The 25,503-nt window shown below is 41.2% G+C and carries 22 protein-coding genes; 8 read left to right on the top strand and 14 right to left on the bottom strand.

The features are described from left to right. Positions 1-47: 47 nt before the first annotated feature. The 9 genes from H5180_RS13005 to H5180_RS12965 form a co-directional block, all read right to left on the bottom strand. Positions 48-887 (bottom strand): Tim44 domain-containing protein, encoded by an 840-nt coding sequence (locus H5180_RS13005; protein ID WP_145240341.1) that lies wholly within the window; start codon positions 885-887, stop codon positions 48-50. A gap of 212 nt (positions 888-1,099) precedes the next feature. Continuing rightward, positions 1,100-1,903 carry a DUF3379 family protein gene (locus H5180_RS13000; RefSeq protein WP_182758351.1) on the bottom strand — a complete coding sequence of 268 codons (804 nt, stop codon included), beginning with the start codon at positions 1,901-1,903 and terminating at the stop codon, positions 1,100-1,102. Continuing rightward, positions 1,903-2,460 carry a sigma-70 family RNA polymerase sigma factor gene (locus tag H5180_RS12995; RefSeq protein WP_182758350.1) on the bottom strand — a complete coding sequence of 186 codons (558 nt, stop codon included), beginning with the start codon at positions 2,458-2,460 and terminating at the stop codon, positions 1,903-1,905. The genes H5180_RS13000 and H5180_RS12995 overlap by 1 nt, the downstream gene beginning before the upstream one ends. Before the next feature lie 70 nt (positions 2,461-2,530). After that, a complete protein-coding gene (locus tag H5180_RS12990; protein ID WP_182758349.1) occupies positions 2,531-4,177 on the bottom strand; it encodes a BatD family protein in 1,647 nt (548 codons plus the stop codon). Continuing rightward, the gene (locus tag H5180_RS12985; RefSeq protein ID WP_182758348.1) at positions 4,171-6,078 is read right to left on the bottom strand and encodes a VWA domain-containing protein; all 1,908 of its coding nucleotides are present in this window, start codon (positions 6,076-6,078) and stop codon (positions 4,171-4,173) included. Before H5180_RS12985 ends, H5180_RS12990 begins: the two co-directional genes overlap by 7 nt. After that, positions 6,078-7,064, bottom strand: a complete 987-nt coding sequence (locus tag H5180_RS12980) for a VWA domain-containing protein (protein ID WP_145240351.1) — start codon at positions 7,062-7,064, stop codon at positions 6,078-6,080. The genes H5180_RS12985 and H5180_RS12980 overlap by 1 nt, the downstream gene beginning before the upstream one ends. Beyond that, positions 7,057-7,494 carry a DUF4381 domain-containing protein gene (locus tag H5180_RS12975; RefSeq protein ID WP_145240353.1) on the bottom strand — a complete coding sequence of 146 codons (438 nt, stop codon included), beginning with the start codon at positions 7,492-7,494 and terminating at the stop codon, positions 7,057-7,059. Before H5180_RS12975 ends, H5180_RS12980 begins: the two co-directional genes overlap by 8 nt. Position 7,495: 1 nt before the next feature. Beyond that, a complete protein-coding gene (locus H5180_RS12970) occupies positions 7,496-8,440 on the bottom strand; it encodes a DUF58 domain-containing protein (protein ID WP_145240355.1) in 945 nt (314 codons plus the stop codon). Between the two features lie 3 nt (positions 8,441-8,443). After that, positions 8,444-9,400 carry a MoxR family ATPase gene (locus tag H5180_RS12965; protein ID WP_064667661.1) on the bottom strand — a complete coding sequence of 319 codons (957 nt, stop codon included), beginning with the start codon at positions 9,398-9,400 and terminating at the stop codon, positions 8,444-8,446. 285 nt (positions 9,401-9,685) lie between these two features. Between H5180_RS12965 and fadI the strand changes: the two genes are divergently transcribed. The 3 genes from fadI to H5180_RS12950 all read left to right on the top strand — a co-directional run bounded on the left by fadI (position 9,686) and on the right by H5180_RS12950 (position 13,953). After that, positions 9,686-10,996 carry an acetyl-CoA C-acyltransferase FadI gene (gene fadI, locus H5180_RS12960; protein ID WP_145240359.1) on the top strand — a complete coding sequence of 437 codons (1,311 nt, stop codon included), beginning with the start codon at positions 9,686-9,688 and terminating at the stop codon, positions 10,994-10,996. Then, positions 10,996-13,290: a fatty acid oxidation complex subunit alpha FadJ gene (gene fadJ, locus H5180_RS12955; RefSeq protein WP_182758347.1), complete on the top strand. Its 2,295-nt coding sequence runs from the start codon at positions 10,996-10,998 to the stop codon at positions 13,288-13,290. Before fadI ends, fadJ begins: the two co-directional genes overlap by 1 nt. Positions 13,291-13,434: 144 nt before the next feature. Next, positions 13,435-13,953: a GNAT family N-acetyltransferase gene (locus H5180_RS12950; protein ID WP_145240362.1), complete on the top strand. Its 519-nt coding sequence runs from the start codon at positions 13,435-13,437 to the stop codon at positions 13,951-13,953. 53 nt (positions 13,954-14,006) lie between these two features. Here the strand turns inward: H5180_RS12950 and H5180_RS12945 are convergent, their stop codons facing one another. Continuing rightward, positions 14,007-14,393, bottom strand: coding sequence for an MmcQ/YjbR family DNA-binding protein (locus tag H5180_RS12945; protein WP_145240364.1), 387 nt, complete (start codon positions 14,391-14,393; stop codon positions 14,007-14,009). 202 nt (positions 14,394-14,595) lie between these two features. Between H5180_RS12945 and yeiP the strand changes: the two genes are divergently transcribed. After that, positions 14,596-15,168, top strand: coding sequence for an elongation factor P-like protein YeiP (yeiP, locus tag H5180_RS12940; RefSeq protein ID WP_145240366.1), 573 nt, complete (start codon positions 14,596-14,598; stop codon positions 15,166-15,168). 353 nt (positions 15,169-15,521) lie between these two features. On the opposite strand, the gene H5180_RS12935 is transcribed toward yeiP, so the two are convergent. Next, the gene (locus H5180_RS12935; RefSeq protein WP_257326390.1) at positions 15,522-17,654 is read right to left on the bottom strand and encodes a bifunctional diguanylate cyclase/phosphodiesterase; all 2,133 of its coding nucleotides are present in this window, start codon (positions 17,652-17,654) and stop codon (positions 15,522-15,524) included. Between the two features lie 157 nt (positions 17,655-17,811). Then, positions 17,812-20,532, bottom strand: a complete 2,721-nt coding sequence (locus H5180_RS12930) for an insulinase family protein (RefSeq protein WP_182758346.1) — start codon at positions 20,530-20,532, stop codon at positions 17,812-17,814. 180 nt (positions 20,533-20,712) lie between these two features. Here H5180_RS12930 and sixA point away from each other — a divergent pair, with 180 nt between their 5' ends. From sixA to H5180_RS12910, 4 genes are all read left to right on the top strand, one after another. Further along, positions 20,713-21,189, top strand: a complete 477-nt coding sequence (gene sixA / locus H5180_RS12925) for a phosphohistidine phosphatase SixA (protein ID WP_182731360.1) — start codon at positions 20,713-20,715, stop codon at positions 21,187-21,189. 232 nt (positions 21,190-21,421) lie between these two features. Next, positions 21,422-21,772, top strand: a complete 351-nt coding sequence (locus tag H5180_RS12920) for a RidA family protein (protein ID WP_149983028.1) — start codon at positions 21,422-21,424, stop codon at positions 21,770-21,772. A gap of 267 nt (positions 21,773-22,039) precedes the next feature. Beyond that, the gene (locus tag H5180_RS12915) at positions 22,040-22,618 is read left to right on the top strand and encodes a hypothetical protein (RefSeq protein ID WP_145240375.1); all 579 of its coding nucleotides are present in this window, start codon (positions 22,040-22,042) and stop codon (positions 22,616-22,618) included. Between the two features lie 506 nt (positions 22,619-23,124). Continuing rightward, the gene (locus tag H5180_RS12910; RefSeq protein ID WP_182758345.1) at positions 23,125-23,862 is read left to right on the top strand and encodes an SDR family oxidoreductase; all 738 of its coding nucleotides are present in this window, start codon (positions 23,125-23,127) and stop codon (positions 23,860-23,862) included. Positions 23,863-23,865: 3 nt separating this feature from the next. Here H5180_RS12910 and H5180_RS12905 read toward each other — a convergent pair whose 3' ends face one another. Continuing rightward, the gene (locus H5180_RS12905) at positions 23,866-24,789 is read right to left on the bottom strand and encodes an AEC family transporter (RefSeq protein WP_145240379.1); all 924 of its coding nucleotides are present in this window, start codon (positions 24,787-24,789) and stop codon (positions 23,866-23,868) included. 36 nt (positions 24,790-24,825) lie between these two features. Further along, entirely contained in the window at positions 24,826-25,383 is a 558-nt protein-coding gene (gene smrB / locus H5180_RS12900) for an endonuclease SmrB (RefSeq protein WP_145240381.1), read from the bottom strand. Positions 25,384-25,503 lie beyond the last annotated feature (120 nt).

Below are 25,503 nucleotides of genomic sequence, written 5' to 3'. Positions count from 1 at the left end.
TAGAACCTAGAACCTAGAACCTAGAACCTAGAACCTAGAACTAAGAACTACGCGTCAATTAAATCTTCAACACCAACAATCAGCCAAGGCGCATCATCGCTGGTGGCACGCTCTAAGTGCCAAATTTCTAAAATAGGCTGTTCTTTATTATCGCCTAAGTCACGGTACTTCCCTTTAAAACGTACACTTACTTGCCATTTTTGTGTGTCGGTATCGGCACGTACAAGTTCTGCATCAATAAACATCACGTCAGTTGCAACGCTGTCAATCGCTTCACGTTCCGCTTTAAATTCAGCGACTAGTTCAGGGCTTAAGTATTCAGCCATCGTTGCATAGTCAGCATTATTCCATGCTGTTTGCAATGTATGATAATGGCTACGCGCACCTTGTAAAAAGCCGTTAGTATCAAAGTTAGCGGGTAAATTAAACGGTACGTCATTGGTTTGACTAAATCCACTTGTAGTGGTGTGCTCAGGCGCAGTTTGTCTCATTTTCGGTGCAGTAAATGCTCCTTGGCCGTGCGCCATTACAGGGGCGTTTTTACGACGTATTATACCGATGATAAGTTTAAAGATAATAAAGGCAATACCTGCCATTAAAATTATCTCAAGTAGTTGCATCCCTTCAAAGTCATCGCCCATCATTGCGGCGATTAATCCACCGGCTAATAAGCCGCCAAAAATACCTGCCATCATGCCTTTTTTGCTTGATTTTGGTTTTGCAGCAGGGGCGAGGGTATTGGTATCTGTTTGTTGTTTTTGTGCGGTTTGTTGTGTTTCTGGTGTTTGGCCACGTTTTTTACTACCAAACTTTTTACGTGCTTGTGCATCAAAACTTGCAGTACATAGTAGAGCAAGCAATGAAAATATAACAATCAGGTTTTTCATGAAGTTCCTTAAAACAAATTAGAACGGCGATTCTAAAGTAGTTCAGGAATTAGATAAATAGCGACAAACGGAATTAGCTCTAAAATGCTCAGTAGCTTGGTCAATAGACTAATTTAAAAGCAATTATTGGTTAAAGCGGGAAGTATATAACGATTGTTTCGTGAAGGTATAAATTGCATTGCCGCCATAATAACGGCAATGCAAAAGGAAGGTTAATTTAACCAGCGGATCGCACCATTAATACGATCATTGTAATTTTCTAATGGCGCACCAAGACTTGCTACTAAAATAGTATCTGCGTCAGCACCACGGTTAATATGGCCTTCAAAACGATCGTCTTGAAAATCATCGTCGCCGATGCCAAACGATTGCTGTTTTGATGGCACTATAAATACCGTCATCGGGCCATAGTCTGATTCAAAAACCAGGTGTAATCCCTTTTGGCCTTTAAAGTCACAAAACATTAGGTAAGTCACTTTACCTGGCAATTCATCTAAATGGCCGCCTAACACAGCAAATTTTTCATTTACCGTTGCTAAGCTGATTGCTTCGGTCTTTTGCAGCGAATTAATTTCATAGTAAACATGAGCAAGCGCATGTTCGCCAGCTGCGTACGCGACATTTTGTTCGCTGCTAAATAAAAATGCTCCCACAGCCACTAATACTGAGGCTGCCATGGCAAGTGGTAAACGAGCACGTTTAAAACGTGTACTTGCCTCAACTACATTATCTGTTCGTTGCGGCGGTGTTTGCGCGCTGGTATCAGCTGGTGCTTGGTTGAGTTGCTCAGTTGTGACCGACTCGTTTTGTGCATGCGCTGCTGTGTTTGCTAAAATACGCTCGGCAAGGCCTGCTGGCACCGGTACGTCAAGTGCATTGGCAAGCTCTAAATCAAAGGCCTGCATATCATTAATAAATTCTTGTCGCTCAGAGTGTTGCTCTGCAAACTCCACAAGCTCCTTATCTGTGCTGTTTGGGTGTGCGCTAATTCGGCGACGAAACTCGAGATCATCCATTAATTTGATGCCCCTTTAAGTTGTTCATCATCACGGCTCAATGCCTCTTTTAACTGGTTTCTGGCGCGGTATAAACGCGTCATAACCGTGTTTTTATTTAAATCTAATATTTCTGCTATCTCTTCACCGGAGCAGCCCATAACGACTTGTAATAATAATGGCTCGCGGTATTCATTAGGTAACTTAGCGATTTGACGTTGGATCACTGTTTGTTCCATTTCGTCATCCAAGGTGACGCTTTTTTCGTCAACTAAGGTGTCGTTTTCAACATCGCTATAATCAAATTGTTTGCGTTCAAAACGACGGGCATTTTCCCGGCGTAAAATCGTCAATAGCCATGGCTTAGCTGCTTTTTGATCTAATAATGAATCCAGAGATCGCCAAGCACGTAAAAATGTTTCTTGGACAAGATCTTCGGCAATATTAGGGTCGCGGCAGAGCCAATAAGCAAAGCGATATAATTCGCTATGATAAACATGAACAAGTTTTTCATAGCGTGTTTTTTTCTCTGCCATATCAACTAAGACCTGACTTTTAGAGTTTTCATTTCCAAGCATAAGCACTTTTTTTATTTATTTTAAGTTATTTACTATTTGAGCGCGGGGATTGCTCCCCGTCACTTAAACTCTATTTATAAAGTCCTTTTAATACAGCTTGTTGTGATTTTTTTTGTACTTTACGTTGCTCTTCTAACATGCCGACAATCGCAATTAAATCAACATCTGTATCATTAGGACTATAGAGTGCAACCCTTAGTTTAGCAATATGTTGACTAAGCTGTGCATTATCAGCTAGTTGTTCGAGCTTGTCTATTGCACCGCTCGATTGTTTTGTTAAGTGCATTGCGTAACGATTTAGCGCCTGATAAAAGGCACTTACATCATTGCTTTTAGCGTGTTTCTTTAATTCATCTAATGAAATTGATGAATCACTATGGGTTACTGTCGGCTTTGCTTGCATCAAGCTGCGCTGAGATTGACTGCGCCACCATAAAATCAAGGTAATAAACCATAATAAATAACCAATCACACTGATAATAATTAACCATAGCGGATACTGATTTATCGGCGTTGCTTGATAACTTATTGCTGCAGCATCTGTTGTTGCGCTTTGTGATGGCGTAAGTGGCTGCGCAGCAACGGCTGCTGGAGTGCTTGTGCTACTAGGTGTTACTGTAATAGTACGAGCTGGTAATGTTGCATAACTGATCCGGTTAATCTTAGTGTTATACCAAGGGACGCTTACCTCTGGCAGTGTATAAGTGCCTGGCATCTGCGGTAACAAAGCGTACGAGGCTGTTTGTTGTGATATTACCCGACCATCGCGAACCAAATGATTATTTTCTTTTTCATCTGGGTAACTGCGAATACCTTTGATTTCAGGCAGTTCAATATCAGGTAGTTGCTCTTTGGTGATACCAAGTGCAGTTAAGGTCAGCGTTCGCGTAATAGGTGTACCCACTTCTACTGTGTCGTCAGCGGGTTGCCATTGCTCATCTAAATTAACTAATTCACTAGGCAGCCATGCACCTTGGTAGTCACTTGGTATCGGTTTAATTTCAATATCGACATTATCACCCAGTGCAGATACATCTAATTGGCGATAGTCTTGGCGAATTCGACCTTGAAAAGTTGGTGCTTGAATCGTGTAACTACCACTTTTTTGGGGCTGTACTAAATACTCGCGAGTGATCACTAAGTAACGCTTACCATCAACAAGTTCATAGTTTTCAGTCTGCTTGCCGATTTGACTTAGCTGCGCATCGGGCATCGCGGGGGCACTTAAATTACCATCAAGTAACTCTTTGGCAAGATATAGCTTAACCGTGTAAAGCCCTGCCTCTTGAACAAATAGGCTGTCACTTGAAAGCGATGCTTTAATAAAAATATCGTTGTTTTGCTGCGCATCTTTACTGCGTTCAGCCACTTTTAATGCAATGGGCGCAGAGCTGACACCAGCTACACTAAATGCTGGGATTGTATAATCACCGGCAGTGCGGGTCATAAGTTTAATAGACCAAGTGGTTTCTTTTGAAATACTACCATTAATGATGTTTGTGCGGGTGCTGACACTGGTGCGGCCAACCACGAAGTCTTTTAACAGGACTGAGGTATCAGGTTGATCATTTTTTATGGTGTCATCTGCACTGATATTGAGCATAAAAAATTCACCCGCTAGTACCGGGTTTTTATCAACACTGGCTTGTAATTGCGTAACGGCCCACGAGGGCATAGCGCTGATAAGCAATAAACAACAGATTAATCGCATTACCATGATTTTTCGACTCCTTGTGGACGGCGTTGATTGTTTCGTTTTTGGGCTTCTAATTGCATTTTGTTACGTAACAGGATTGCGGGATCATCGGGTACTTTTCGCAATAACTGACTAAGCTGCTGCGCTTTCTCTTTCTCTTCGTTGGTAAGCTCTGCGGTTTGTGCTTGCATAGCTTGTTGCTTTGCCGCTTCTTCAGCTTGTTGCTGTTGTTCAGGAGTCATTTGTGGCTGCGCCTGCTTATCATCGTTTGCAGAGTCATCTTGGGGCTCGGTTTGCGCATCTTGTTGCTGTTGCCCATCAGTTTTATCACCTTGCTCAGGTTCCGCCTCCATTTGTGGCTCGTTTTGCTTGTCAGTTTGTTGATCAGATGGTTTGCCATCTTGCTGATCATCACTTTGCTTAGATTGATCGCCTTGTTGAGATTGCTGGTCCTGATTTGGCTGTTCACCTTGCTGTGACTTATCTTTATTTTGCTGATCTTGACCTTGTTCACCATCTTGGCTTTTTTGATCTTGGTTTTGTTCGCCGTCTTGGCCTTGTTGATTTTGCTGCTGTTGCTGTTGATTTTTCAATTGCTCAACGAGTGCCTGATTTTCTTTTGCTTGGGTAAAGTCGTCTTGCAAAGTTTGTGCTTGCTGATAGGCGGCAATTGCTTCGTCTAGCTTGCCTGCCTTTGCTAGAGCATTACCGTAATTATATAAACCAGTGGCGCTTTTATCTTGGCTAAATTGTGCCAATGCAGCATTAAAATTACCTTGCTGGTAAAGCGCCGCGCCTTTTAGTTGACTAGAATCTGCTGTGGCAGCTTGCTCATATTCACCTTGTTGATAGGCGTCCAGCGCACGTTGATCTTGATTTTTAAATACCGAAGGCAGCTCTACTGCATAAGCATTGTGTTGCGGTAAAAAGCTCACCACTAAAAATGCAGCTGCAAAAGCTCCTCGGCGAAAAATCCACAGCATCATTGGCAGTAAAATAAACAAGCCATAAATCCCCGCATCAATACGCCAGAGCGCTTGACTTTGTTTTTCATTTTTCAGTATTTCACTATTTGCACTGGGAGCAAAAATTTGAATATCGCGGGCACTAGGTTGATAAGTCGCAAATTTACCGCCACTGTTTCTTGCTAGACCATTAAGCATACTGATGTTGATGGTGGGCACCACAATTTGCCCGTAACTATCTTTTAAAAACCCACCTTCAGGAAGTTTAATTGGCGCGCCTTGCTCTGTTCCGATACCATAAATGTTTAATCGATAAGGGTTAGCGTCTGTAAATTGGCTGATATCTTGTTGCTCACTTTGTTCAATACCATCTGTTACTAAGATAATATCGCCTTCAAGGTATCCGGCTTGTGTTAATAACTCTTTTGCAGCATCAAGCCCAGCAAGTACGTTGGAGCCTTTATCAGGCATGATATCTGGGCTTAAACTTGGGATCAGGTTTTCAAGCGTCGCGGCATCATTGGTTAGCGGCGAAATGGTATAAGCAGTGCCTGCATAGGCCACTAACGCAGTGTCACCTTCTTTAAATAGTTTGATCATATCCAGCGCTTTGAAGCGCGCTTGCACTAAACGACTGGGCGCAATATCCGTGCTGTACATCGATAGCGACATATCCATCACAATTACACGGGCATTTTTGCTTTGAAATACCGGCACTTGTTTTTCTTCAAAACTGGGCCCTGCGCTAAAAATGACGGCTAACACTGCAAAGAGGGCAATTAGCCACATGGGTTGCGTGTTTTTTTGGTTGTTGGTGTTGATCACAAATTTTGCTAAGTGAGCTGCTATTAATTCACCTTGGCTGGTTTTCTTGTGCTTTATTATTGCAATAGTAAACACTAAACACACAGGAACTAATAACCACAATACGGTCGGGCGGATAAATTCAAAGTCCATTAGGCCTCCTGTCTTAATGCTTTTGCACTGATAAACATAACGCGCAGACCAATCAAGGTCAGTGCAATTAATAAAGGGAAGTAAAATAACGCACTTTGTGGGCGAAAGGTTTGCTCATCAGCGCTGATCGGCTCAAGTTTATCAAGTTCTTGATAAATTTGTTGTAAGCCGGCAACGTCTTTTGCGCGAAAATAAAGGCCGCCAGTTTGTTCGGCAATACGTTTTAGCAGGGTTTCATCTAAACTACCTCCGCTCATGCCTCCCATATTAAATAAGCTAAAGCCACGCGGATTATCAGAGCCTACGCCGATGGTATACACTTTAATGCCTTCTTCGCGGGCAAGCAGTAGGGCTTCTTCTGGATCTAAGTTACCGGCGGTGTTTTGACCATCTGTTAATAACACCACAATGCGATTGCTTTCATCTTTACTGGCAAAACGTTTTACTGATAAGCCCAGTGCATCGCCAATGGCGGTGGCACGGCCAACCAAGCCTATTTGCGCTTCTGATAGCATTTGGCTTACGGTTTTAACGTCTCGCGTTAGTGGTGTTTGTAAAAATGCCGTATCACCAAATAAAATCAGCCCTAAACGATCGCCTTGACGTTGCTCAATAAAGTCACTTAATACCGCTTTTACCATAGTTAAACGGTCAACATATTGGCCCTGATAAGCCATATCTTGCTCGGTCATTGATCCTGACAAATCCACAGCTAGCATGATATCGCGGCCTTCGTTAGGTAAGGTAATTGGCTCATCAAGCCAGGTTGGGTTAGCTAAAGCGGTGACTAAAAGCAACCAAACCAACCATTCAAATATACTAATACCACGCGCCTGTTGCTGGACAACTTGCGCGCCTAAATTGTGTTTGGCGAAGCTTGGAATACGTAAGCGGGTATTGCCTTCACTGTGCACTGGCTTAAATAAGCGCAACAACCAAGGCAGCGGTAATAATACAAATAACCAAGGCCAGCTAAATTCAAACATTCAGCGGCTCCTTTAATTTAAATTGCACAATGGCGAGTTTTAATTTCTGTGCCAGCGCAGTTTGATTGCTTTGTGATTGATAAAGGCTCATCAGTTCGTGTTCAGTAAATTGTTGTCCGGTCAGCTTATTTAGAGTAATACACCATTGTTTCGTGCCTTGTGATGCAGCACTTTGCTGATAATAGTGTAAAACCAGGCGTTTAATTAAAATATGTAGTTGCTGGGCATCTTCTGCGTGTTGTTCACTGAGGGAAATAGCTTGGCGTTTAGCTTTTTTAAACTGCCGTGCCCGGTACAACTGGTAACTTATAAAGCTTACAGTTACGAGTAACACGACAATGATGAGCCACCAAATAGGTGCTAAAGGCCACCAAGAAACATGGCTTGGCACAATCACATCATGGAGGCCAGCTAATGGAGAGGTTTGCATATTACTTTCTCACTAATTGCAGCTCAAGAGGTGTGGCTGCATTGAATGATATTAAATTAAGACCCGATTTAGTTAAGCGTTGCATTCGTGTGGTAAATGCTTGCTCAGCAGTTTTAGCAAATTTATCACGAAAACTTTTATCCATCAGCGGTAACGCAAAGTCACTGCCGTTGGCGCTAACCGTTACTGTTTGTTTAAACGCCGGTAGCTGATGCTCAAATGGGTCGCTAATATGGCAGCCGATCAGTTCACAATGTCGACTCAGTATTTCTAGTTGTTTAAAACTGGCATCATCAAGGGCGCTAAAATCTGACACTAAATAGACTAAGCTGCCCGGCTTGGCTAAATGATTCAAACGTTTTAGATTATCACTGAGTTTATTGTCTGCGGGCTCATCAATCTGCGCGAGTGCTTGCTGGTGGTTATTACACAAATTGTGGCATAGTTTTAACACGGCTTTTTCGCGGGCGCTGGGCTTGAGCTCTAAATGACCGTGTTGATTAAACACTATGCCACCGATGCGATCGCCGCGTTGGCACGCTGACCACGCAACCAAGGCACTGATATGCGCCGCTTGCACAGATTTAAGTAATAGCTTTGAGCCAAACAGCATTGAATTAGAAAAGTCTGTAAACACAAACACTGGCCGTTCTTTTTCTTCTTGAAACAACTTAGTGTGTGTTTCGCCAGTACGTGCTGTAACGCGCCAATCAATTGAGCGAATATCATCGCCTTGTTGATAATGACGTACTTCAGCAAACTCCATACCACGGCCTTTATGAGGCGCGAGATATTGGCCGGTCAGGCTATTTCTAATTTTAACTTTTGGCGCAAGCTCTAATAAGCGAGCTTTCGCTTTATAATACATCAGCTCTTTCAAGCCTAAGTCGACCCCATGGCTATGACTTAGGCTGAGCCACTGTTGGTTATCTAATTGGCTTTGCATGGTTTATGGCACGGCAACAAGTTCTAAAATACGGCTAATGACTTGATCTTTAGTAACGCCATCGGCTTGTGCTTCATAACTTAAAATAATGCGATGGCGCAGAACATTATGTAACACAGCTTGAATATCATCTGGAGCAACAAAGTCACGACCTTGTAACCATGCATGAGCACGGGCACATTTATCTAAGGCGATGGTGGCACGCGGACTTGCGCCATATTCAATCCAGCTGCCTAATTGGGCGTCTAGTTTTGCGCCTTCACGCGTTGCAATAATAAGTTGCACTAAATATTGCTCAAGTGGCTCAGCTAAATAGAGCCCTAAAATTGCTTTGCGAGAGGCAAATAAATCGCTTTGACTAATTTGTTGTGCTGGTGCTTGATGCTCGCTCAACGCTTCGCCACGGGTAAGGCGTAAAATATCAAGCTCATGCTCGGCGCCTGGATAATCAATACTTAGGTGGAGTAAGAAACGGTCTAATTGCGCCTCTGGTAGCGGGTAAGTGCCTTCTTGCTCCAGTGGATTTTGGGTTGCCATCACCATAAATAAATCCGACAGCGGATAAGTGTTTTTACCAACCGTGACTTGGCGCTCAGCCATGGCTTCTAATAAGGCTGATTGCACTTTAGCTGGGGCACGGTTAATTTCGTCGGCTAAAATAAGGTTATGAAATAGTGGGCCTTTTTCAAAAACGAATTCGCTGGTCTGTTGGCGATAAATATCAGTACCGGTTACGTCAGCAGGTAATAGATCTGGGGTAAACTGTACGCGTTGGAATGAGCCTTCAACGCCTTTGGCTAATGCATTTACTGCGCGAGTTTTAGCAAGCCCTGGAGGGCCTTCTACTAATAAGTGACCATCGGCTAAAATAGCAATAAGTAGTGCTTGCGTTAATTCTGGCTGGCCAATAATTTGGCTATCTAAATAAGTTTTTAATTGTGAAAATACGTTAGTGGCCATAGTAAAAAAACTGTCCTGATTTGCAAGGTTTATAAAAGCTTAACTAGTAATATGGGTAAATAGTTTATAACACAAGTGTTAGACTCAAGTTTTCAAAATAGTTCGTTATTTTTTAACGATTTTTACCCTAGCATAGAAAGCGCAGTATTTTTTGTAAATATGCTAAAAAAAGCCTATGGTTGGTAACTAATTATACTATTTTCAATTTCGCTATTGGCTTTAGCACACGGGTTGTTTAGAATCGAGGAAAACAAACAGGTCAGACCTGTCAGCGGGAGAGCATTAATGTCTGAGCAAAATATACTAAAAACAGCAAAGGGCGATCGTATTGCCATCGTCAGTGGTTTACGTACGCCATTTGCTAAACAAGCAACTGCATTTCATCATGTACCAGCCCTTGATATGGGGAAGTTAGTCGTTAACGAAATGCTTGAACGCCTTAACTTTGATAAATCTGAAATTGATCAATTAGTGTTTGGTCAAGTAGTACAAATGCCAGAAGCGCCAAACATTGCCCGCGAAATCGTATTGGGTACTGGTATGCCAGTATCTGTTGATGCGTACTCCGTATCACGTGCTTGTGCTACTAGTTTTCAGGCGATTGCTAATGTGGCTGAATCAATCATGGCAGGTTCGGTGCAAGTGGGTATTGCTGGTGGTGCAGACTCGTCATCGGTATTGCCAATCGGCGTAAGTAAAAAATTAGCAGGTAGCCTTGTTGATCTCAATAAAGCACGTACCTTAGGTCAGCGCTTAAAAATATTCTCTAAGCTGCGTTTAAAAGATTTATTACCAGTACCGCCTGCGGTTGCAGAATATTCAACTGGTTTATCTATGGGTCAAACTGCCGAGCAGATGGCAAAAACTCACAGTATTAGCCGTGAAGATCAAGATGCCTTAGCACATCGTTCACATACTCTTGCTAGCCAAGCATGGGCAGATGGTAAACTTGCTGATGAAGTGATGACTGCACATTTACCGCCGTATAAAAGTTTTATCGAACAAGATAATAATATTCGCCATAATTCAACGGTTGAAGGGTACGCTAAATTAAAACCAGCGTTTGACCGTCAGCATGGCTCAGTCACTGCTGCAAACTCAACACCGCTAACTGATGGTGCAGCAGCGGTATTAATGATGAGCGAAAGTAAAGCCAAAGCATTAGGCTATAACATTTTAGGTTATGTACGTAGCTTTGCATTCTCTGCCATTGGTGTGAATGAAGACATGCTAATGGGGCCGGCTCATTCAACGCCTGTTGCCTTAGCGAGAGCTGGCATAACGCTTGCCGATCTTGATTTAATTGAAATGCACGAAGCCTTTGCAGCACAAACGTTAGCGAACATGAAAATGTTTGCCTCAGATAAGTTTGCGCAAGAAAAACTCGGTCGCAGCAAAGCGATTGGTGAAATTAACATGGATAAGTTTAACGTTTTAGGCGGTTCGCTTGCATATGGTCATCCATTTGCAGCCACCGGCGCACGACTTATCACCCAAAGTTTACATGAACTCAACCGCCGTGGCGGTGGCTTAGCACTAACAACTGCGTGTGCCGCAGGTGGCTTAGGTGCAGCCTTTGTATTGGAGAGTGCGTAATGACACAGTCAGTATTTAATTTAGACGTTGATGATAGCGGTATTGCCGTTGTCACCATTGATGTGCCGGGCGAAAAAATGAATACCCTGCGCGACACTTTTGCAGATGATTTAACAGCCTTACTTGATGACGCAAAACAGCAGTCAGTGAAGGGCATGGTATTCATTAGTGGTAAAAGCGATAACTTTATTGCTGGTGCTGATGTAAAAATGCTTGATAACGTGCAAAGTCGTGATGATGCACTGGCGATCAGCGAATTATGCCACCGTGCATTTTTTGATATGAAAAAACTGCCATTTCCAACTGTTAGTGCCATTCATGGTGCGGCATTGGGTGGTGGTTTAGAATTTGCCTTGGCGTGCGATTATCGCGTATGTACAGACAGTGATATCACTAAACTAGGCTTACCTGAAGTACAACTTGGTTTATTACCCGGTGGTGGTGGAACGCAACGCTTGCCTAAACTGGTTGGTTTGCAAAAAGCCCTTGAGTGGACGTTAACAGGTAAACAAATTCGCGCTAAACAAGCTAAAAAATCGGGTTTGGTAGATGATTGTGTACCACAGACCGTATTGCTAAAAGTAGCAAAAGAATTTGCTTCAAAAGGTAAAGCGAAAGCGGCCAAGCCTAAGCTTGATCGTATTAGCCAATTATTAGAATCGAATCCGTTTGGCCGAAACTTCATCTTTAAAAAAGCACAAGAAAATGTACTGAAAAAAACCGGTGGTCATTATCCTGCGCCGTTGGCTATTATCAAAGCAATACGCGCAAGTGTTGAGCTGGATGAACTAAAAGCTTATAAAACAGAAGCGGAAGGTTTTGCTACTTTAGTAATGAGTAGCGAATCAAAGTCATTACGTGGGATATTTTTTGCCACCACTGAAATGAAAAAAGAGTGGCGCAACGACGACGCTCCAGCAATCACTAAAACAGCCGTACTAGGCGGTGGTTTAATGGGCGCAGGTATTGCCCATGTTAGTGCTGTAAAAGCCGGTGTACCAGTTCGTATCAAAGATGTTGCAGAGCAGGGCATAAGTAATGCCATGAATTACAGCTATAAAATTTTAGATAAAAAGCAAAAGCGCCGTATTTTATCTAAGGCTGAACTGCAACAAACTATGAACCGAATTACTGGTACAACTAACTACAGTGGTTTTAAACACATTGATTTAGTGATTGAAGCGGTATTTGAAGACCTAAGCCTTAAGCAAGGTATGGTGGCAGATGTAGAACGTGAATGCCAAGCAAACACAATTTTTGCTAGTAACACGTCATCATTGCCTATCTCACAAATTGCGGCAGAAGCTGCCCGTCCAGAGAATGTAATTGGCTTACATTATTTCTCACCAGTTGAGAAAATGCCATTGGTTGAAATCATTCCACACGAAGGCACCTCAGAAGAGACTATCGCCCGGATTGTAAATTTTGCCCGTAAGCAAGGTAAAACACCAATCGTTGTTAAAGATAGCGCAGGCTTTTACGTTAACCGTATTTTAGCGCCTTATGTGAATGAAGCGGCTAACTTATTACTGGCAGGTGAGCCAATTGAAAAGATTGATGCGGCACTCGTTGAGTTTGGTTTCCCTGTTGGACCATTAGCACTATTAGACGAAGTCGGCATTGATATTGGCTCTAAGATTGCGCCAATTCTTGAAAAAGAACTCGGTGATCGTTTTAAAGCACCCGATGCGTTTTCACGTTTAATTGATGCCAAACGCTTAGGCCGGAAGACTGGCCGTGGTTTTTATCTTTACGATAAGAAAGCTAAAAAAGTAGACGAATCAGTTTACGAATTACTCGGCGTGAGCTCATCACCGCGTTTAAATAAAAGCGAAATTGCTAAACGTTGTGTGGCACAAATGCTTAACGAAGCTGCCCGCTGTTTAGACGAAGGCATTATTACCAGTCCTCGTGATGGTGATATTGGCGCAATCTTTGGTATTGGCTTCCCGCCATTTTTAGGTGGTCCATTTAGCTATATGGATAAACTTGGCGCAAACAAAGTAAGCTCAGAAATGGCTACTTTTGCTAATTTTAATCCGGTATTTGCGCCGTGTGCAGCTTTAGTTGCGATGGCTGATGCTGGTGCAAGCTTTTATCAGCCTGAGCCTGCACAGCCAAGTAAAGCAGTTGTGGTAGAACAAACCGTGGCGGCTACGCAAGACGTTGCCGATGTAGAACCTGTCGAAGCGGTTGAGGCTCAAGAAGTTATTGTTCCGCCAGCGCCAGCTACTGAAGCTGAATCGGTAACCGACGCGCACCCAGCTGATGCAAGCGATGATAAAGTGAAATAGTATTTAATTGCTAGTTATAAAAACGCACTGATAGTTTGAAGTGCGTTTTTTTATGCCTAGAATTTAAAAAATTTAGTTGCTGAAATCATTTTGCTTTGTTGTTATAACAGGGGCATCCTAACTGATACCGCGTAAAGACGAATAATGAACATCAGCACTGCAAGATTACAATTGAGACTCCTTGAACAAGACGATTGGGCGTTTTTTTTAGCTTTGCATGATGAGCCATGCGTTATTGAAAAATGTTTTGACAGGCCTTCTGATACGCAAATACGTAGTAAGTTTATGCAGCGGTTGGCGCCGTGGCACCCTACAGCCAATAAGTCTTTGTGTTTGATGATCATTGAAATAAAAACAGGCAAAAAAGTGGGCGTTACAGGGCTTACAACATCCTCATCAAACACTCCCGAAGTTGGTTATCTGTTAATGCCTGAGTTTTATGGTCAAGGTTATGCAACTGAAGCACTACAAGCATTTTTAACATGGGCGACGACAGCGTTTAACATTCAACAATTTACTGCTGTGGTTACGAAAGGGAATGTAGGCTCAGAAAAAGTGTTGGCTAAATGTGGCTTTAAGTTAGTTAGCGTTGAACCGTCAGCTTACGAAATTGGTGGGGTATTATTTGATGATCATCATTTTTTACTAACGTGTACGGAGTAAGGCTAAGTTGTACTGAACAAGTAGCTTGCGCAGTACAACATTAAAGTTGTGACTTACATATGAATTTCAATCGCTTTGCGATCTTTTTCCGGCATATTGGCAACCACTAAGTTAAATGAATTATCAATCATACGTTCAATTTCACCTTGCGGGATTGAGCCATCTAAAATAACAGTATTCCATAACCGTTTATTCATATGATAGCCCGGGATCACTGAAGGAAAAATATCACGAAGTGATTGCGCTTCATCCGGGTCGCATTTTAAATTCATCCACCAAATAGGGTTGCCGTCTTCGTCAGTTTCCCCTTCGTTGCCAACCGATAAAGTGGCAAACATTTTATGGTTTACTTTATATACATCAACTTCTTGGCCGAAAGGTTGGGTAACCATAACCAGAGGTTTTTTTGCTAAATACTCATGTGCAGTGTGCTGATCCATGATCCAGTCCTTGAAGTCATTTTTGGTAGTTTAACCATAGCAGCTTTTTCGTAGTTTAGTCATGAAAAATCGATTAATAGGTAAAATTTATGAGTAAATACAGGCCCTACGAGAAAAATAGCGGTATGTGATATTTTCTTATTGAAGAAAATCCAGTTCGTGGTATGTTTCTGGGGATTTATAAATTATAGGAAATACACTGATGCCAAAGGCAAGTGAAGTTAAAAAAGGTACTGCGATTGAGTTTAATGGCCGCGTTTTAGTGGTTAAAGATATTGTTCGTTCTGTACCACAAGGCCGTGCTGGTGGAAGTTTGTACCGTATGCGCTTATACGATGTAGTAACTGGTAGCAAAGTAGATGAAACATTCAAAGATAGCGACATGTTAAAACTAGCTGATTTAACTCGTCGTGAAGCAATGTTCTCGTATTTAGATGGCGAAGAATACGTATTTATGGATAACGAAGATTACACGCCATATAATCTTAATAAAGAAGCGATCAGCGAAGAAATTTTATTCGTCAACGAAGAAACCCAAGGCGTGCATGTCATTGTAATTGATGGCGCACCAGTGGGATTAGATTTACCATCAAGTGTTGAACTTGTGGTTGAAGAAACAGACCCTTCAATTAAAGGTGCTTCAGCGAGCGCTCGCTCTAAACCTGCACGATTATCAACTGGTTTGATCATTCAAGTGCCGGAGCATATTTCTACAGGTGACCGCATCCGTATTAATACCGCAGAGCATAAATTTATGGGCCGTGCTGAAAAATAAGTACGCTGCCTGTATTGATAAAAACCGACATCTTTGTCGGTTTTTTTATATCATTATAATTTATGCTCATTATTTGCCCGCAGTACTTTAAATCAGTGCATGCTTTGGTTACACTGCGCGCTCATTTTTTAAACTGAAAGAACGAGGCTGCTTTTGTATTTTCTGCTCAGCGTAGTATCTATTGTCGTTATGTATTCACAGGCAATTAAAAAAGGTATGCCAGTTAAACGCTGGTTGGTGCTAGCAGGGTTGTTAGGCCCCGTTGCATGGTGCTTGTTTAACTTACATTATCGTCGTGCACTAGTGCGCTGTGTTGGTATACAAGCGTGCACATGGCGACCATAGGCTGTCATTTATGCCTGTTGTACTAAACTAAGTGCCGCTTGGTTTTGTTGTTTCTTCAAAAATTCTGTAAATTCAGCTCGCGATAAAGGTTTTGAATAATAGTAGCCTTGCATCGTTTCGCAATTAAGCTCTTTTAAGATTGCAATTTGCTCTGCTTGCTCAACCCCTTCAGCCACCACATGTAAGTCTAAGTTATGTGCAATGGTAACTATTGAGTCAACCATATTACGGCCTCGCTCTGTTTGCATATCATCAATAAACGCTTTATCAACTTTTAGGGTATTAAGTGGAAACTGCTTTAAATATGCAAGTGATGAGTAGCCAGTGCCAAAGTCATCCATGGCTAAATGAATACCACGGGCACTGAGAGAGCGCATGATCGAAATAGCATCTTGTGGGTCGTCCATTACCGTACCTTCCGTAATTTCAAGTTCTAAAAAGTACGATGGCAAGGCGTGATTTTGTAAAATCACATCAATACGAGTAGTTAGATCCGGTAAGCTAAATTGTTTAGCAGACAAGTTTACCGCAACCCGGCCATTAAATAAGCCAGCATCCAGCCAGGCTTTAACATCACGGCATGCTTTATGAAGTACCACTTCACCAATTTCGATGATTTGCCCGGTTTCTTCTGCGATGGGAATGAACACGCCAGGACTAATAATGCCTTTTTTCGGAGTAATAAAACGCACTAAGGCTTCCATTCCAGTGAATTTACCGGTGCGGATATTCATTTTTGGTTGGTAGTAAACTTCAAAATGATCTTCTTTTAAACCAAATCGCATTAAGTTTTCAATTTGCAGGCGTTTTACTGCTTGGCGGTTCATGGTGTCGTTAAAGAATAAGTAGCTATTACCTTTCTTTTTCGCATGGTACATCGCAGTATCGGCATTTTTAAGCAGTAGTTCTGGGGTATTGCCATCTTCTGGGAATAACACAATGCCGACACTTGAAGTAATCACTAATTCGTGACCTGCCATTTTAAATGGCGTGGCAATGGCGGCTAAAAACTGTTTTGCCATTCTGGTAATGGTATGAATATCGTTAGTGCCAGACATAACTAAGGCAAATTCATCGCCACCTAAGCGGTAAAACACATCTTTTTCACGGGTGAGTTTACTCAACCGCATTGCTAGTTTTGCCAGTAAACTGTCGCCTAGTTGATGCCCTAATGAGTCATTAATTTTTTTAAAGTTATCTAAATCGAATACTAGTAATGCATGGTGGCTGTCTTGTTTTGCCAGTTTTTTAAGATCGGTAAAAAATAAATTTCGGTTAGGTAAGCCAGTTGTACGATCGCGATTTGATAAGTTATGTAGTTGTGATTCGGCTTTTTTACGCTCGGTTAAATCTGAATATACAATGACATAGTTACAAATTTGATTATGTTCATTCTTAATTTCATCGATTGAGATTTCAATCGGTAGTAGTTTTCGCTCACTGTTGCGCAGTTTTACTTCTTGTTGCCAATGGTCGGTAAGACGAACAGTATTTTTAATATCATCAATATAACTTTGCTCGTAACCTGGCAAGGTAAATGGCTTGTTTAAATAGTTATCTCGGTTCCCACCAAATTGCGATAAAAAGCTGGGATTAAGATCAACCAGGTTAAAGTTTTTATCGTAAATGGCTAATGCATCAGTGAGTGATTCAACACATTTAGCGAATAAGTTAAGGCGTGCCTCGGTTGATTTTAATTGCGTGATATCGCGTACCGTGCCAGTCATTCTTAGCGGGTTTAAATTGGTGTCTTTTTCAATGATTTTGCCTCTGTCGAGTACCCAATGCCAGCGATCAAAGCTATCTTTAATGCGATAGCTGGCTTCAAAGAAAGCGGTTTGCTCCGCAAAGTGTTGCTTTAACAGTAATTCAACTTGCGCTATATCATTAGGGTGAATAAGGGCTTTATTAGGTGGAACATCAATGATGGTATTTCTATCCATCATGTATTTATCGTTAATGCGCAGTACTTCACCAGTTTTGATATTCCAATCCCAAAGTGTGTCACCACTGCCTTCAACCGTGCTTTTTAAACGCCGTTCAGAAATACATAATTGGCGTCGTGAGCGGCGTAATTTGTAGATTGTGAATAATAAGTAAGGCAGCACTAACGTAACAAATGCACTCGGTAAATAAAGCATTAAAGTTTGCTGATCGACTAATTGCTCGCTATAGCCCAATGGGCTAAAGCAGAGTAATAATGAGGCGAATATGAATGTGTTGAATATTATTTTTATTATTATCATAGGGCACTTCTGTATTTTGCACTTGATAATCTAATTGAAGCACGGTGTTGTGTCAAAGAGAATGAGAAGAAATCAGCTTTTTTGTCGTTTTGTTTATTTTAGGTACGCTTAGTAGCTCATATCTTGGTCTATGTTCTGCAAATGTCTCGCGAATATAAGTAACTATCTGTGCAAGACTAAGGTTTTCCAATGCTTCTAACAATTTTTGTTGCATATGAAAGTGATGATCTTGATTACCAATGGCAAGCCACAAGCGTTGTGAACGCAGCCGGAGGTTTTTATCTTTTTCGGCGATGTGGGTGGTTAAGCCATGTTTTTGTTGCTGCCATTGCTCTTCATTTAATTGCTCTAATGAAGCAAGGAATTGCTCAAGAAACGCATTATGACGCTCAAAAATCGCGGTTGCACTGTAGTTAGGTGACTGCACGTAGAAGGCGATGCCCGCACGAGTATTAAAGGGCGCATAACCTGCGCCCACTAGGTAGCCTAACTGTTGTTTGGTACGAAGTTCATTAAAGTAATCTTGATTAATGAGATGGTTTAGCGCCATCATTTTTACTTTTTCAACAACGTCATCGGTTTGTGCTTGGTAATAAATAACCATCGCATGATCGCTACAATTTAGGGTCAGTTGCGAGCGGGTTATTTTGTCTATTTCAAATAACGGACGGGTTAGATCTTCAATCGTTGCTGATTTAGCTAAGTGGTGAGCAATCTTTTTTTGAAACTCAATTGCATCACTTTCTCGCCAATTACCGTGCAAAAATGACTCTACATGCAAGGCATTAAAAAACTCGCGGCGAAAACAATTAAACTGATGAAAGCTGGTATCTTTAAGTGCCACAGCAAGCTGCTCTGGTTCTGGATTCCACGGCATTATTTTTGCACCCAGCACGCTAAATAATTCACCAACGGGTTTATTTTGATTGCTGTTACGCCAATGACGGACTAACTGTTTTTTATACTCGGCAAAACGTTTAGCGCAAATATCGACGTTAAATAACGCTTGGAGTAATTCATCAACTAATTCTAATTGGCTCGATGAGAGTCCCGCAGTGTGCAGGGTTAAACCACCTTGATGTGAGGTTAAGTGATAACTTAAACCAGCTAACTCTGCCGGGTAAAATTGTTCTGCAACACTATCCATAAATAAGTCTGCAAATAGACGAGTAAGTGCCATGTGTTTGATATCTTTAACAGCAAAGTCAGAATCCATCGCCAAATAAAAGTGCCCCTTGGCAACTCGAAAAGTGTTGTCTTGTTTAAACCAAAAATCAAAGCCAGGTTCTTTTACTAATAGTTGTGGCTTTGACTGCGGTTGCTCAACATCGTACAGCGACACTTCCTTAGTCAAATAAGGGTTGGCAGTAGGCAGCAGCATTTCAGGTAATGGGGTATTAATCTCACATAATGCTTCAAGCCAGCAGCTCGAAATACTTTCGATCCGATAGGGTGTGTGATACCACTGAGTGGTATGCTCAGGTTCAACATCAGGATGGATCAACACCAAGCGCATATTATGCGGCGTTAACCATTGCATTGCAGTTTCATGAGCCGTTTGATTAAAACCATCCATGAGATAGTCACCTTGCACATAATTGGCTTCATCGTAGTGTTGCATGTTGATGCTTAAATTACTGACCCAATCGATTAAGCGGGCTTTTTCTTGGTTATCAAAGGCGATTTGTAATAGATTTTTTTTATCTTGATATAAGCGCGGTAATTTATCGATGTTTTGATTAATTAAACAAATATATTCAAACACCATTTCAACGATGTCTTCATAGTATTCAATTCCTTCATCGGTCAGTGCCATGCTGATATTAAAATCTTTAAAGTTGCTACCGTTAATGCCACCTCCAGCAGAGAGGGCATTGATCCAACCTTGCGCTTTTAAAATAGAGTAAAGCGACCCTTGCCCTTCATACCCTAATAAATGCGCAATAAAACTAACGGTTTTATGGCGATAAAAATCATCAATATTAGGCATCGCAAAACTTACTATGAGTTTTTGCATATGCTTATGCGGTTCTATATGCAGTACTTTGCAAAGATCTTGCGCGCGATAAAGTGATGCCTCAATGACTGGTTTTTGTTGCTGCTGACCTTTAATATCATTAAATAATGTAGTTACCCATTGCACCATAGTGTCAATTTCTGCATCAGAGCAGACCACTAAGCTCATCCACTGGGCTTGATAATGGGTGTTAAAAAAATCTCGCAATTCTTTGCTTACACAGCCATTACGATCCGCTAAGGTTTGCTGATTACCCACTGAAAATTTAGCAAATGGATGAGCAGGATTAACGGTTTCTTTGTGTGCTTGATAGATGCGTCGGCCATCGTCTTTTATTTTTAATTTAAATTCTGCATCAATGGCATTACGTTCTTTTTCAGTTTCGCCAGGGTTGAGAGAAGGTGCAATAAAAAACCGGCTAAATTGGCTCAGTGCTTGTGCAAACTCTTGATTGTTAATATCGAAGAAATAACAAGTGTGCTCGGTGCCGGTCCATGCGTTGGTGTTGCCACCGGATTGGGAAACAAAATTACCAAACCCGCCGGATTCCGGAAATTGGTCTGTGCCTAAAAAAAGCATATGCTCTAAAAAGTGCGCGAGCCCTTGTCTATCAACAGGATCGTCAAAGTGACCAGCATTCACGGCCATCGATGCAGCGGCTTTAGTTGAATCTTTATCTTGCACTAACAGGACTTTTAGACCATTGTCCAGTGTGAGGGCACGGTATGTTCTGTTATCATTGCGGCTGATATTCAAATGATGCTCCTGAAACGTTAAGTTTACTCGTTAACAACAATGATAACTTCAGGGCTGCGATTAAATTGCTTGGCGATTTTTACCTGAATATCATAAGCGAAATGTGTGACGTTGTTTTAATATAGCGGACAAACAGGCAAACTGGCTACTGTTTTATATTCTTTAATCGGTTGATTTTTTATGAAAACAATCTTAATAATGCGCCACGGCGAAGCAACACCGATGCAAGCTGACGATGCAAGTAGAAATTTGACCTCGGTTGGCCAACAACAGGCCGAAAAAATGGGTTTATGGTTGCAAGCAACGCATACCCCAACGGCATTGTTAGTAAGCCCTTACATTCGTGCTCAGCAAACAGCTGAAGGAGTAAAAAAGCATAATGCTTTTTTATTCGAAGAAACTTGCAGCGATATAATCCCTGAAGGCAATCCACAAATTGCCGCCGATTATCTAGAAACTCTCATCGCGATGCATCCACAATGCGATACCTGGTTGGTCGTAGCTCACATGCCAATAGTTAGTTATTTAGTTGACCAATTGAGTGCTGGGAATATGCCGATATTTAACACTGGAGCGGTTGCCGTATTGAGTTACGATGAAAGTCGCCATAAAAGCCAATATTTAAGTATTCACGCTCCCAGCAATGTCGAAATTTAACCTCATACCCAAACCACCTCAAGATACAGAATTCAGCGTTTCACAGGGGGTTAATATCAAGGCGTTACTTTGCAACAATGGCAGTCCCTTTCAAGAAGTAACAACGATGAGAGTAAGTGCCAGTGAAATGCCCAACTGAAACTCGAATCTTGAGGTGACTTGGGTATGTAACCTTGTGTTCAGAACCAAATTTGCTAAATTAGCGACACACTAATTTAGCAAAGACAATTTTATGACAATTGAACGTATTCAAACCGCAACTCGCATGAGTCGTATCGTTAAGCACAATGGTACGGTGTACTTATGTGGCCAAGTATGTGCTGACGCAGAGCAGGGCATCACCGAACAAACGCAAACCATGCTTGATAAAGTTGAGTTACTTTTAAATGAGGCGGGAAGTTCAAAAGAGCATATGCTCAGCGCCACTATTTATGTAAAAAGCATGGATTACTTTGCCGATATGAATGCGGTTTGGGATGCGTGGGTACCAGCAGGTCATGCGCCTGCACGTGCCTGCGTAGAAGCTAAAATGGCCCGCGATGCTTTGTTAGTTGAGATTTCAGTTGTTGCTGCAATCAAGTAACCCCCAAGCATTTAAGGACTTAATATATCCAAATTAATGCGATGAATTTGCAGCCTTTGTATTAAAAGAGGTAAAGCTACTACCTCTTTTTTATTTTGCTTTGAGCATCATAATGAAGCAATACTAAAAAATGGTGATATAGCTATCTTCACCAATTGGCAAGGTCCGTCAGTGCATGTATTGTAAAGACATTGCTGATACTTTTCGATTGCATAATGGGGATGAGTAATTTAACTTAAAATTTACGCTTGCTTTGGGGATTAATTCATGGGGTTGTTTCTTTTAAATCGAAAGTGCTTATTACTTATTGTTTTAACGTTTTCTTTAGTCGCTTGTAGTGATAATTATAATGAAGAGTTTATTACATCAGCTTCTACGCTGAATAAGTCCAAAGCTTTAGCTCAACAGTTAGAAAATTTAAACTTGGTAACCTTAAGTTATCTTAAAGAAGAAATTTTCATCGTTAATAATATTATAATAAATGATAAGAAGAAAACGTATGGTATAGCTCCTGAAGGCGGGTTTTATGAAAGTTACTATATACAATCTGAAAAAAATGCATACGAAAATTGGGACACCATTACGAACAATTTCATCCCTTCTACTATAGTGAAAAGAGAAGATGTACTCGAATTATTATCGGCAATGAAAGCAATCGGCATTACGGATATTTATCATAATAGAACTAATGAAATTTTCACTTTGCAATGGGGAAGTTCTGTGATGAACGGTTATCAAGGTTTAATTTTTGGAGATAAAAGTAGATTAGGTGATGAATACAAAGCTAGTCGGTTTGACGATTTTAAAGAAGTAAATAAAGATACATTTTACTTTGCTGTCAGGTGAGTATTTCCACAGTCCATTTGAACCTTTTTGTTGAGTTGAATTACACTGGCAGTGTCTAAATTACTCCTTTGAATACCTCACGCTTGTTGTCAGTAATGTACGCGCGATGTTTACCTCAACTTAATACCATTTTGATTTAATACATGATCTATTTAAGCTAGAAGAGTTTCTTTCATAAATAACTTGAAACGATTCTATCTCGTTCTTGGGTGAAGCTAAGTCTTTGTTTATAAGAAGGTATATTTGAACACTAATTAAATAGTATTGGTGTGATGGCTATAAAGAATTTGCTCAATATATTCCCTGAAGCGGGGATCGCAACATAAAATATCTTTAACAGCGAGGCTATTAAGGCCGGTTGCGAGTTTGCTACAATTTTATAAAATGCTGGTGCGCCGATGAAAAATTTAAACGATTGTTTTGAAATAAAGATGACGTTAACCCTTAGCGTCTAAATTCATCACTTAGTGGCCAGTTTTTTAAATAAGCAAAAACAAGGACAGACAATGAACTCTAACCCAGTAGTACTTATAACCGGAGCAAGCCGAGGAATTGGTGCTGCAACCGCAATTTATTTTGCTAGTCACGGTTATGATGTTTGTATTAATTATAAAACGAATCAACACAGCGCAGAAAAAATAGCAGAGCAAGCACGCGGCTTTGGTGTAAAAGCCGAAATAGTGCAAGCCGATGTGTCTGATGAAACGCAAGTGCTGACCCTGTTTACAAAAGTAGATGAGTTATTTGGCAAATTAGATGTGCTTATAAATAATGCAGGTATTTTGAAACCGCAAATGCCATTACTTGAGATGGGAGCCTCGCGTATAAATGAAGTGCTAACCACCAATGTAACAAGCGCTTTTTTATGTGCCCGTGAAGCGATTAAGCGAATGCCCAGTGGCGGCAGTATAGTTAATGTATCATCGGCAGCGGCTAAAACCGGTTCACCAAATGAATATATTGATTATGCCGCATCTAAAGGAGCAATGGACACGTTAACCATTGGTTTAGCCAAAGAAGTAGCCAAGTTAGGTATTCGTGTTAACTCAGTGCGCCCAGGATTAATTTACACCGATATGCACCGCGATGGTGGTGAAGTAAATCGGGTGGAGCGTCTTAAAGACAAGCTGCCATTGGGTCGAGGTGGACAACCTGAGGAAGTTGCCGCTGCAATTTACTTTTTAGCCTCTGAGCAGGCATCGTTTACCACAGGTAGCTTTGTTGATGTAGCTGGCGGTTTGTAAAGGTTAAAGCAATACCGATAACCAAAAACTAAAGCTAATCACACTTAAAACCGTTGACAGTACAACTGCACCGGCTAATGTCACCTGATGTTGACCTATTTGACTGGCAATAAGGTAAGCATTTACACCAACAGGAGAAGCGCTTAATAGCACTAACACGTTCAAAATCTCTCTATCTAATTCAAATGCGTATGCACCGATTAAAAATACCCCAGCAGGAAGTAAAAAAATCTTCATTAACGAGGCGATTAATGCGGGTTGCCAGTTAGCTGCAATTTTGTAAAACGCTAAGTTGGCGCCTAATACAAATAACGCGCAGGCAATGGCGGGGGTCGCTAAAAGCTCTAAACTCTTTGCTAGATTATCAAACAAAACAATGCCGCTGACATTTAATATTAGCCCGCAGCCGATGCTCAATACAATCGGATTCAGTACCATGCTCTTAGCAAAACTTGACCATGAAAATGCGTGTTCGCTGCCCTTTGCGCCGATTAAATAGGTAAGTGCAAACAGCAATGTGCTATGAAAGGTAATGATCATAAAAGCGATGGCGATCATTTCTTTGCCAAGGGATGCGATGATGATAGGAATGCCCACCAACACCATGTTTGAGTAACTCGACGCTAAGCCAAATACACTGTGTTGTTGATAATTTTTTTGCTTAGCTAAATAAAAGCGGTCAACCAAAATACCTAAGGCAAATACGCTCAGTACAGGAATATAAAAACTCAGAAAGGCCGATAAACTAATACTTTGCTGTAAATCGATTTGCGACATATTTAAAAATAAAAATGCCGGCAGGCTAATGTAAAAAGTAAACTTACTTAGCCCTGCAATGTGTTGCTGTTCAAAAAACTTTAATTTACAACAACTAAAACCAAGCGCAACAATGAAAATCAGCGGAAAGATGATAGAGAAAATATGCACTGCACTGTTGCCTTGAAATAGGGATAACGTTAACGCTTAGCGTCTAAATTCATCACTTTGTGGTAAGTTTATTAAAATAAGTACCGCACCTTTACCACCGTATTCAAGTGGCGCTTGGTGTATTGCTATGACATCTGGATGCTGTACTAAATATTGCGGCACTTTGTGTCTGAGTATATGTCCACCAATACCATGTACTACACACGCACAGTAGTAATGCTTCTTTTTGCACTCATGGATCAGTCCTGCGAGTTCATCTTTTGCCAACTCCTTATTTAAACCATGTAAATCAAGGGTTAAATCAGGTACAAAGTCACCTCGGCGTAACTGCTTTGCTAAAAAACGATCTTGACCGTCTTGCACATAATTAACCGTTCCGTTGGTATCAATATCTGGCACATATTCATCAGAAAAGAAAAATTCTGCCTGATGTTGCTTTTTTTGCTGGGCAAACAGCTTAGCTTGTGAGATTTTAGGTTTGTTAGCAAAGCGATGCGTGTCTTGTTTAAATACACGGGCACCATTAATACTTTGACGAAACATATCGATGTCGTCAGGGCTAATATCTGCGTTTGAGAGAGGATCTTTTTTCATAGCGGCAGTCTAAACAAAAAAACGCTAGAAATCGAGTGAAAACAGAGTAAAAACTGTGTAAAAAAGCGTTACAATAGGGCAATCATGGGGCCTTAATTGCGCCTCGATTGAATTGATATT

The organism is Pseudoalteromonas sp. SR41-4, from assembly GCF_014163985.1.
In the GTDB taxonomy this organism is placed as follows: domain Bacteria; phylum Pseudomonadota; class Gammaproteobacteria; order Enterobacterales; family Alteromonadaceae; genus Pseudoalteromonas; species Pseudoalteromonas rhizosphaerae.
This window is presented reverse-complemented; position numbering and strand designations above follow the sequence as displayed.